This window comes from Pseudomonas sp. 14P_5.3_Bac1 (assembly GCF_025466135.1).
Lineage (GTDB): Bacteria > Pseudomonadota > Gammaproteobacteria > Pseudomonadales > Pseudomonadaceae > Aquipseudomonas.
Genome location: NZ_JANLOF010000014.1, coordinates 22678 through 31704, shown reverse-complemented (window position 1 = coordinate 31704; position 9027 = coordinate 22678). Strand labels below are relative to the sequence as shown.

General features: G+C 60.6%; 8 protein-coding genes and 2 pseudogenes. 7 read left to right on the top strand and 3 right to left on the bottom strand.

Features of this window, described 5'->3' with window-relative positions:
* The first annotated feature begins 303 nt into the window (after nt 1-303).
* From rhtA to NTD89_RS03935, 5 genes and pseudogenes are all read left to right on the top strand, one after another.
* Nucleotides 304-1191: a threonine/homoserine exporter RhtA gene (rhtA, locus tag NTD89_RS03960; RefSeq protein ID WP_262206531.1), complete on the top strand. Its 888-nt coding sequence runs from the start codon at nt 304-306 to the stop codon at nt 1189-1191.
* 165 nt (nt 1192-1356) lie between these two features.
* Nucleotides 1357-1638 (top strand): annotated as a pseudogene (locus NTD89_RS03955) (hypothetical protein).
* Between the two features lie 114 nt (nt 1639-1752).
* Nucleotides 1753-2484 (top strand): SDR family oxidoreductase, encoded by a 732-nt coding sequence (locus NTD89_RS03950; RefSeq protein WP_145165924.1) that lies wholly within the window; start codon nt 1753-1755, stop codon nt 2482-2484.
* Nucleotides 2485-2520: 36 nt separating this feature from the next.
* Entirely contained in the window at nt 2521-3111 is a 591-nt protein-coding gene (locus tag NTD89_RS03945) for a 2-hydroxychromene-2-carboxylate isomerase (RefSeq protein ID WP_145165925.1), read from the top strand.
* Nucleotides 3112-3240: 129 nt separating this feature from the next.
* A pseudogene (locus tag NTD89_RS03935) lies at nt 3241-3438 on the top strand (hypothetical protein); the annotation flags it as partial.
* Here NTD89_RS03935 and NTD89_RS03930 read toward each other — a convergent pair.
* From NTD89_RS03930 to NTD89_RS03920, 3 genes are all read right to left on the bottom strand, one after another.
* The gene (locus NTD89_RS03930) at nt 3389-5197 is read right to left on the bottom strand and encodes an aminopeptidase P family protein (RefSeq protein WP_262206529.1); all 1809 of its coding nucleotides are present in this window, start codon (nt 5195-5197) and stop codon (nt 3389-3391) included. The pseudogene NTD89_RS03935 and the gene NTD89_RS03930 sit on opposite strands and share 50 nt — an antisense overlap.
* A gap of 49 nt (nt 5198-5246) precedes the next feature.
* Nucleotides 5247-6407: a cysteine desulfurase family protein gene (locus NTD89_RS03925; RefSeq protein WP_145165927.1), complete on the bottom strand. Its 1161-nt coding sequence runs from the start codon at nt 6405-6407 to the stop codon at nt 5247-5249.
* A gap of 233 nt (nt 6408-6640) precedes the next feature.
* Nucleotides 6641-6910 carry a hypothetical protein gene (locus tag NTD89_RS03920; RefSeq protein WP_262206533.1) on the bottom strand — a complete coding sequence of 90 codons (270 nt, stop codon included), beginning with the start codon at nt 6908-6910 and terminating at the stop codon, nt 6641-6643.
* A 400-nt stretch (nt 6911-7310) separates the two neighbouring features.
* Here NTD89_RS03920 and msuE point away from each other — a divergent pair, with 400 nt between their 5' ends.
* Together msuE and ssuD are read left to right on the top strand one after the other, a co-directional pair.
* The gene (gene msuE, locus NTD89_RS03915; protein WP_106580598.1) at nt 7311-7874 is read left to right on the top strand and encodes an FMN reductase; all 564 of its coding nucleotides are present in this window, start codon (nt 7311-7313) and stop codon (nt 7872-7874) included.
* 9 nt (nt 7875-7883) lie between these two features.
* Complete coding sequence (gene ssuD / locus NTD89_RS03910) at nt 7884-9026, top strand: FMNH2-dependent alkanesulfonate monooxygenase (protein ID WP_262206527.1); 1143 nt, start codon at nt 7884-7886, stop codon at nt 9024-9026.
* Nucleotide 9027 lies beyond the last annotated feature (1 nt).

The window sequence follows — 9027 nt, the reverse complement described above, 5'->3', positions numbered from 1 at the left end:
TGCCCTACCAACTCCTTCTGGGCTTCGATGAACTGAAGCAACTCGCTGTCGAATCTCGCGTAACTCTTTGTTTACCAAGGAGTTTTCCGTTTCGACTGCGCCGGAAGTGGGGCGAATTATAGACTTCCAGAATCTGCCGTCAACCCTTAATTTGGATTTTCTATCAAACTCCCCGAAAACCTAACGACACCTTCTATATAGAGGGCCAAAATCCAGCAACTGAGCAATATATTGCTCAAAGCTCACCAGTTGAGCATCATATGCCCCCTGCCTCTCCACCACGACTTTGGACAAACACCCCTAATGACCACCCCACCCCGCAGCCTGGCATCGGCACTGTTCCCGGTCGGCCTGCTATTAATAGCCATGGCGTCGATCCAGTCCGGCGCCTCGCTGGCCAAAAGCATGTTTCCCATCGTCGGCGCCCAAGGCACGACCACCCTGCGGCTGATATTTGCCAGTGTGATCATGCTGGCTCTATTACGCCCATGGCGCGCCCAGCTCACGGCCAAGTCCCTGCGTACCGTTGTCATTTATGGCATGGCGCTGGGTGGCATGAATTTCCTCTTCTATATGTCCTTGCGCACAGTGCCCCTGGGCATCGCAGTAGCGCTGGAATTCACAGGCCCGCTCGCCGTTGCGATCTACGCTTCGCGCCGGGCGGTGGACTTTCTATGGATCGGCCTCGCGATCGCCGGCCTTCTACTGCTCATACCCATAGGCGAAGCCAGCAGCGGTATCGATCTGACAGGCGCAGCCTATGCCCTCGGCGCGGGTATCTGCTGGGCGCTCTATATTCTGTTTGGCCAAAAGGCCGGCAACGACAATGGCGTCCAGACCGCAGCACTCGGCGTAATGATTGCTGCCTTGTTTGTCGCGCCGATTGGCATCGTCCACGCAGGCGCCGCACTGCTGACCCCAGCACTGATCCCCGTCGCCCTGGCTGTCGCCATCTTGTCCACGGCCCTGCCCTATACCCTGGAAATGGTCGCACTCACCCGCCTTCCTGCCCGCACCTTCGGCACCCTGATGAGCATCGAGCCTGCATTCGGCGCGCTTTCCGGACTGTTCTTCCTGCAAGAGCACTTGTCGCTGGCACAGTGGCTGGCCATCACCTGCATTATCCTGGCCTCCGTAGGCGCTACGCTGACGATGCGCAATGAATCCAAACCGCTGGTGCCGGCCGATTGACCGCTATCTAAGGTAGCTCTGGTATTTGCCGCTTATTTAGGCCATGTTTAGGCCGTAAATGAATGTCTTTCATGGAGAATTTCGACAAGGACAGCTGAACGCTACAATCGAGAGCGAGTGAAGCCTGCATCGAGCCTTTTTGCGAAGCGGCTATTAAGGATAGTGATGAAAAGAATATTGATACTGTTCATGGTCGTGGGCATTGCGGGCTGTGCTGCGACCACCAAGACAGAAGTGAAACGGGGCAAAAAAGGGCTGCATATCAACTGTTCGGGGCTGTCCTCCTCCTAGGACCAGTGCTACACCAGCGCAGCCAATTCATGCGGAGCCAAGGGCTACCGGGTTATCGCCAAGTCCGGTGACAACTCCGAGGAGCCTGGAGACTACCCCTTCGGCCTCAACCCTGCCGGCTACACCAGTCGCAGCATGATCGTCATCTGTAAGTGAGCACCCGAGCAGTCTTCATCCGACTGCTCCCCTTTTCTGAAAATCTGATCTCGACCCGGCCCTTTGCGACGCCGCGGCTACACTCCTGCTCGACTATCGAGCAACGGAGTTCCCATGACAGAAAACAACAAAATCGTATTGGTAGTGGGTGCCGGTGATGCCACCGGCGGCGCCATCGCCAAGCGCTTCGCGCGCGAAGGCTACGTGGCCTGCGTCACCCGCCGCAGCGCAGACAAACTGCAGCCCTTGGTCGACAGCATCCAGGCGGCCGGTGGCCAAGCCCACGGCTTTGCCTGTGATGCACGCAAGGAAGACGAGGTCATCGCGCTGATCGAACAGATCGAAAGCGAGTTGGGCCCGATCGAAGCGTTCGTCTTCAATATCGGCGCCAACGTGCCTTGCAGCATCCTTGAAGAAACCGCGCGCAAGTACTTCAAGATCTGGGAGATGGCCTGCTTCTCCGGCTTCCTGAATGCGCGCGAAGTGGCCAAGCGCATGGTCACCCGCAACCGCGGCACCATCCTGTTCACCGGCGCTACCGCAGGCTTGCGCGGCGCTGCGGGTTTCGCTGCGTTTGCCGGCGCCAAGCACGGCATCCGCGCACTCGCACAAAGCATGGCGCGAGAGCTGGGCCCCAGGAATATCCATGTGGCTCACGTAGTGGTCGACGGCGCCATCGACACCGACTTCATTCGCGACAACTTCCCGCAAAAATACGCCCTGAAGGATCAGGACGGCATCCTCAACCCCGAACACATCGCCGACAACTATTGGTACCTGCACAGCCAACCACGCGACGCCTGGACCTTCGAACTGGACCTGCGCCCCTGGAATGAACCCTGGTAAGCACGCCTCCACAACAATAAGCAGCGAGCATCGACCATGAGCAAAACCCTGGAATTCTTCTTTGACCTCGGCAGTCCCGCCACGTACCTGGCCTACACCCAACTGCCTGCCCTGTGCGCCGCAACCGGCGCGACCCTGGTGTACCAGCCGATGTTGCTCGGAGGCGTGTTCAAAGCCACCGGCAATGCATCCCCCATCAGCGTCCCGGCCAAGGGCCGTTACATGTTTAATGACCTGGCGCGGTATGCCCAACGCTACAACGTGACGCTCAAGTTCAACCCGCACTTCCCCATCAATACCCTGATGCTGATGCGCGCAGTGACCGGCATGCAGCGTCACCAACCCGAGCGCTTCCAAGGCTTCATCGACTGCCTGTTCCACGCCCTCTGGGTCGAAGGTCGGAATATGGGCGATCCCGCTGTCGTGGCCGCGGTGTTGACCGAAGCCGGTTTCAATCCGGAAGAAGTGCTGGCCCTGGCCAATGATGAAAGCGTGAAAGCCGCCCTCAAGGACAACACGGAACAGGCCGTTCAGCGCGGCGTGTTTGGTGCGCCCAGCATGTTTGTAGGCAACCAGCTGTTCTTCGGTCAGGACCGTCTGGAATTTGTGCGCGAAGCCCTCAGCTAATCGCTATCGCCAATAGCCCCTGAGCGCCGCTTGCGAGCAAATCGTAAGCGGCGTTTGCCGTCTGCAGGTCGAATTGATGCGGGTCCATGATCGGCTTGAGCTTGCCCGCATCGATCAACCTGGCCGCGTCGGCCAGTATCGGTGTTGCAGGACTACACCCCGCTGTCACTGCCCATTTACGCGGTCTCGGCGCCTAATCGCCGCCAGTCGGCCCGGGTCAAGGCGTTCGTCGACTATATGGCCGACGCCCTGGCCCAGGCGCCCGAACTGCAACCGATCAAATCGCCGCTGTGCGCACCTGCAACCATTCCAGCGCAGCGCCGCTGAGCAGCGGGCTAAGCCGCTCGCGCACCTCGGCGTGGTAGGCGTTGAACCACTCGCGCTCGTCCGCCGTCAGCAGCGACGGCACCAGGCAACGGGTGTCGATCGGGCACAGGGTCAGGGTTTCGAACTTGAGAAACTCACCGAACTCGGTCTTGCCCGCTTCACGGTTCAACACCAGGTTCTCGATGCGCACGCCCCAACGGCCTGGGCGATAAGTGCCCGGCTCAATCGAGGTGATCATCCCCGGCTGCATCGCCGTTTGCGGTGCAGTGGCGGCCTGGTAGGCAATCACTTGCGGGCCCTCATGCACATTCAGGAAATAGCCTACACCGTGACCCGTGCCGTGGCCGTAGTCCACGCCTTCGGCCCAGATCGGCGCACGCGCAATGGCGTCCAGCAGCGGCGACAGAATGCCCTTGGGAAACTGCGCACGCGACAAGGCAATCACGCCCTTGAGCACCCGCGTGCAGTCACGCTTCTGCTCTTCGCTCGGCGTGCCGATCGGCACCATCCGCGTGATGTCCGTGGTGCCGCCCAGGTACTGGCCGCCCGAATCGATCAGCAGCAAGCCATCACCCTCGATCAGCGCGTGTTCTTCTTCAGTGGCGTGGTAGTGCGGCATCGCGCCATTGGCGTTGAAGGCCGCGATGGTGTTGAAACTCAACGACACATAACCGGGCCGACGGGTACGCGCCGCCGTCAGGTGTTCATCAATAGTCAATTCGGTAATGCGCTCACGGCCCAGCGCGCTGTCCAGCCAGGCGAAGAATTCGCACAACGCCGCGCCGTCCTGCTCCATGGCTTGGCGGATATGCTCGGCGTCGGCCAGGCTCTTGCGCGACTTGGCCAGCGTGGTCGGGTTCAGCCCTTCGACCAGCTTGACGCCGGCATCGAGGTTTTCCAGCAAACCGGCCGTCACCCGCGCCGGGTCAACGTGCAAGCTCGCGCCCGACGGCACAGCGCGCAGCGCATCCGCCACTTCGCTGTAGTCGCGCAGGGTCACACCCTCGTGCTCCAGCACCGCGCATAACTCGGCATCGACCTTGCTCAGCGCCACAAACAAGGTGGCCTGCTGCTGATTGATCAAGGCAAACGACACAAACACCGGGTTGAACGACACATCGCCGCCACGCAAGTTGAACAGCCAGGCGATGTCATCCAGGGTGGCGATGAAGTGCCAGTCGGCACCCTTCTCTTTCAGGCTGGCACGCAGCGCGGCGAGCTTCTCGCCGCGGCTGACTGTCGCCTGCGGCGGCAGGTGTTGATAGATCGGCTGGTTCGGCAATGCCGGGCGGTCCTGCCAGACTTCGTTGAGCACATCGATATCGGTACGCAGGCGCGCGCCGCGCTCTGCCAGCTTGCCGCCCAGGGTACGCGCCGAGGCCACGGCCATGACCGCGCCATCCACCGCCACCACACCACCTTCGGGGGTTTGCTCGGCCAGCCATTCCAGCGGGCCGGGTTGGCCGGGCTGCAACTTCACCAGCTCGATACCGCTGCCCTTGAGTTCCTTGGTCGCCTGTTCCCAGTAACGGCTATCGGCCCAGACACCGGCGAAATCTGCGGTGACAATCAGCGTGCCCACCGAACCATGAAACCCCGACAGCCATTGCCGCCCCTGCCAGTAACCCGGCAAGTACTCGGACAAGTGCGGGTCGGCCGACGGTACCAACAGGGCGTGGATGCCCTCGCGGCGCATCAGTTCACGGGTGTGCGCCAGGCGCTGGGGAACCGTTCCATGGGTCAAAGGCTGCGTACTCATTGTGTCTCCTGCTAACCACTAATAATTGTTATGTGTTGCGAATGAAAAATCAGACCGCCCAGAAGGCCGGGGCACTGGCGAGTGCGGCTTTGATCAACTGCACGGCCTGATCGATGTCCTGTTCGGTGGTAAACCGGCCCAGGCTCAGGCGAATGGTACGACCAGCGCTGCGCGCGTCATGGCCCAGGGCCAGAAGCACGTGGGACGGCGCGTTGCTCGCGGAATTACACGCCGAAGTCGCCGAGAACGCCATGCCGGCACTGAGTGCGGCGGAATTGAACTCACCTTCACTGAACGTCAGGCTGAGCGTATGGGGAATGCGCTGCGTGGCGCTGCCGTTGAGGCGCACGCCCGCCACTGTTTCCAACTGGTCGAGCAGGCGCTGACGCAAGGCGACGATGCTGGCCTTTTCCTCGGCAAAGGACTGCGCCGCCAAGGCAAACGCGGTGCCCATGCCCGCAATCTGATGTGTCGCCAGGGTGCCGGAGCGCAGGCCGCCTTCGTGACCACCGCCGTGAATCTGCGCCAACACCTTTTGCTGCGCTCGCGGGCCCACATACAACGCGCCGATGCCCTTGGGGCCGTACAGCTTGTGCGCAGAAAACGACATCAAATCCACCGGCCATTCAGCCAGGTCGATCGCGACTTTGCCGGCACCTTGCGCGGCATCCACATGCAACAGCGCGCCGTGCTCACGCACCCGTGCGCCGATGGCAGGGATGTCGTTCAAGGTGCCCAATTCGTTATTGACCAGCATCAGCGACACCAGAAAGGTGTCGTCACGTAACGCTTCACTCACCGCGGTGGCGCTGATCAGCCCGTCGGCGTCCGGCACCAGATAAGTGACGGCCACCCCGGCTTCCTGCAACTGCCGCGCGGTGTCCAGTGTGGCCTTGTGTTCGATCTGGCTGGTAATGATGTGCCCGCCCGCGACGCCGCGCGCCTGGGCCACGCCTTTGATCGCGAGGTTGTTGGATTCAGTCGCGCCGGAGGTCCAGACGATCTGCTCAGGGCTGGCACCGACCAGCTCGGCGACCTGGCGCCGCGCCTGTTCAACCGTTTGCCGGGCCGCCTGGCCGTACGCATGGGAACTGGACGCAGGGTTACCGAAATTGGCATTGAAGCCCAGACACTCGACCATCACCTGGATGACCCGCTCATCCACCGGCGTGGTGGCGGCGTAGTCGAAATACAACGGACGTTTATTCATGACGTTTAAGACTCGCAGAGCGTATTCCCGAGAGCAACGTCTCAGGGGCATCAACCGGAACAGAGGTCGTCAGGTTTAACCGATCGAATGCCATTAAAGAAGAACAACTTTATGCAAATGTGCGTAGGAACGCTCCTGAAATTCAGCTTAACAGGCTGAAGTAGCCCAATGGCAAACAAAAAGCCCGAGGTTCCTTAGGGGAAGCCTCGGGCTTTTTGCTGCTGAGCGCCGGCTCAACTGGGACGACCATGCAGGACCACGCTGCGTTCGGCGTTCATTTCGCCTTGGTGATCAAAACCGAAAGGCTTCTGTGGCTGAGCGGTCAGTGCGGCGCGCTGCTGCTGGTATTCATCAAACGACAAGCCGCGACGGCTCAGCGCTTCCAGGGCCAATTGCTTGGTTTCTTCAGCCGTGTAAGGGCGTGATTCAGGTGATGGATGAGTCGCACAGCCAGCAAGGACGGCGCTGACAACGAGTAAGGAAACAGCCAGAAAACGGTTCATGGTGGAGGCCTTGCGAAGGAGGTTTCGAGTCAATGAACACAGGCTACTCCCGCCCCTGCACGGTGAAAAATCACCCGCCGTGATAGTCGCTATCAACCGTTCAGACACCTGCGATAGCCAGTAATGCATATTCATTTAAGATCTATAAGTATGGAAATACGTTCATTTACGGAATAAACCTAACCCTCTATAAATAGCCCCATATCGAATCAACACTGTTCGCCACGCAACTGTTGCACCAGCAACAGCTATTCAACAAAACACCAGTCAGCCAACAGCTTCACTGTTCAGCAGTGAGCCTGAAGCCCACGCCAATCAAGGCTTCCAGCCGTTGGTACAGCTCTTGCTCAACACGTTCCACTGCACCCGCTATGTACCCCTGTTGATAAAGGAACTGTTCATGACCCGTCCCCTGAATGTCGTTGCCCTCTCCGGCGGAACCTGGCGCCCCTCGCGCACCCTGGTGCTGACCCAGGCCGTGTTGGCCGAGCTGGCGACGTTGCTGCCGATCCAGACCACGCTGATCGAACTGGGCGACATTGCCCGGCCATTGGGCGGTGCTCTGTCGCGTGACGAACTGCCGGCCGAGGTTGAATCGCAACTGTTGGCCATCGAACAGGCCGACCTGCTGATCGTCGCCGCGCCGGTGTACCGCGGCTCCTACCCCGGCCTGCTCAAGCACTTGTTCGATCTGGTCGGCCTCAATTCACTGATCAACACGCCGGTATTGCTCGCTGCCACCGGCGGCAGCGAACGTCACGCGCTGGTGCTCGATCATCAGCTGCGCCCGCTGTTCAGCTTCTTCCAGGCATTGACCTTGCCGATCGGTGTGTACGCCACCGAAGCCGACTTCACCGACTACCAAATAACCAGCGAGCCCTTGAAGGGCCGCATACGCCTTGCCGCAGAACGCGCAGCACCTTTGTTTGCCGCGCACTCCCCCTCTCTGCTGAAAATCGCTTAAGGATTTGTCATGGATGTTTTCTGGTTTCTGCCGACGCATGGCGACGGCCACTACCTGGGCACCACCCAAGGTGCACGCCCGGTCACCCTCAATTATTTGAAACAAGTGGCGCAAGCGGCTGACAACCTGGGCTACTACGGTGTGCTGATTCCTACCGGTCGTCCGTGCGAAGACTCCTGGGTCATCGCCTCGGCGCTGGTGCCGTTGACCGAACGCCTGCGGTATCTGGTGGCAATTCGTCCGGGCATCATCTCGCCCACCGTCTCGGCGCGCATGGCCGCCACACTGGATCGGCTGTCCAACGGCCGCTTGCTGATCAATGTGGTGACTGGCGGCGACCCCGACGAAAACCGCGGAGACGGCAGTTTCCTGGACCACAGCGAACGCTACGAAGTCTCCGACGAATTCCTGCAGATCTGGCGCCGTGTGTTGCAGGGCGAATCGGTGGATTTCGAAGGCAAACACCTGCGCGTACAGAATGCCAAGGCCCTTTACCCACCGGTGCAGAAGCCCTATCCGCCGCTGTACTTCGGCGGTTCTTCAGACGCGGCCCACGACCTGGCCGCCGAACAGGTGGACGTGTACCTGACGTGGGGCGAGCCGCCCGCCGCCGTCGCGGAAAAACTCGCGGATGTGCGTGAACGCGCTGCACGCCACGGCCGCACCGTGAAGTTCGGCATTCGCCTGCACGTGATCGTGCGCGAAACCGAAGAAGACGCCTGGAAAGCCGCCGACAAACTGATCGAGCACATCAGCGACGAAACCATCGCGGCCGCGCAAAAATCCTTCTCGCGCTTTGACTCCGAAGGGCAGCGCCGCATGGCCGCCTTGCACGATGGGCGCCGCGACAACCTGGAAATCGCCCCCAACCTGTGGGCCGGCGTCGGCCTGGTCCGAGGCGGTGCCGGTACGGCACTGGTCGGTAACCCGCAGCAGGTGGCCGAGCGCATCAAGGAATACGCCGACCTGGGCATCGAGAGCTTTATTTTCTCCGGCTACCCGCACCTGGAAGAGGCCTATCGTTTTGCTGAGCTGGTGTTCCCGCTGTTGCCGGAACCCTACGCCAGCCTCGCCGGGCGCGGCATCACCAACCTCACCGGCCCGTTTGGCGAAATGATTGCCAATGATGTACTGCCCAAAACAAAGGCCTGAG

Excerpts from the sequence above, each read along its gene's own strand:
- NTD89_RS03945 (WP_145165925.1), top strand. The coding sequence starts at position 2,521 with ATGAGCAAAACCCTGGAATTCTTCTTTGACCTCGGCAGTCCCGCCACG.
- msuE (WP_106580598.1), top strand. The coding sequence starts at position 7,311 with ATGACCCGTCCCCTGAATGTCGTTGCCCTCTCCGGCGGAACCTGGCGC.
- ssuD (WP_262206527.1), top strand. The coding sequence starts at position 7,884 with ATGGATGTTTTCTGGTTTCTGCCGACGCATGGCGACGGCCACTACCTG.
- NTD89_RS03950 (WP_145165924.1), top strand. The coding sequence starts at position 1,753 with ATGACAGAAAACAACAAAATCGTATTGGTAGTGGGTGCCGGTGATGCC.
- rhtA (WP_262206531.1), top strand. The coding sequence starts at position 304 with ATGACCACCCCACCCCGCAGCCTGGCATCGGCACTGTTCCCGGTCGGC.
- NTD89_RS03920 (WP_262206533.1), bottom strand. The coding sequence starts at position 6,910 with ATGAACCGTTTTCTGGCTGTTTCCTTACTCGTTGTCAGCGCCGTCCTT.
- NTD89_RS03925 (WP_145165927.1), bottom strand. The coding sequence starts at position 6,407 with ATGAATAAACGTCCGTTGTATTTCGACTACGCCGCCACCACGCCGGTG.
- NTD89_RS03930 (WP_262206529.1), bottom strand. The coding sequence starts at position 5,197 with ATGAGTACGCAGCCTTTGACCCATGGAACGGTTCCCCAGCGCCTGGCG.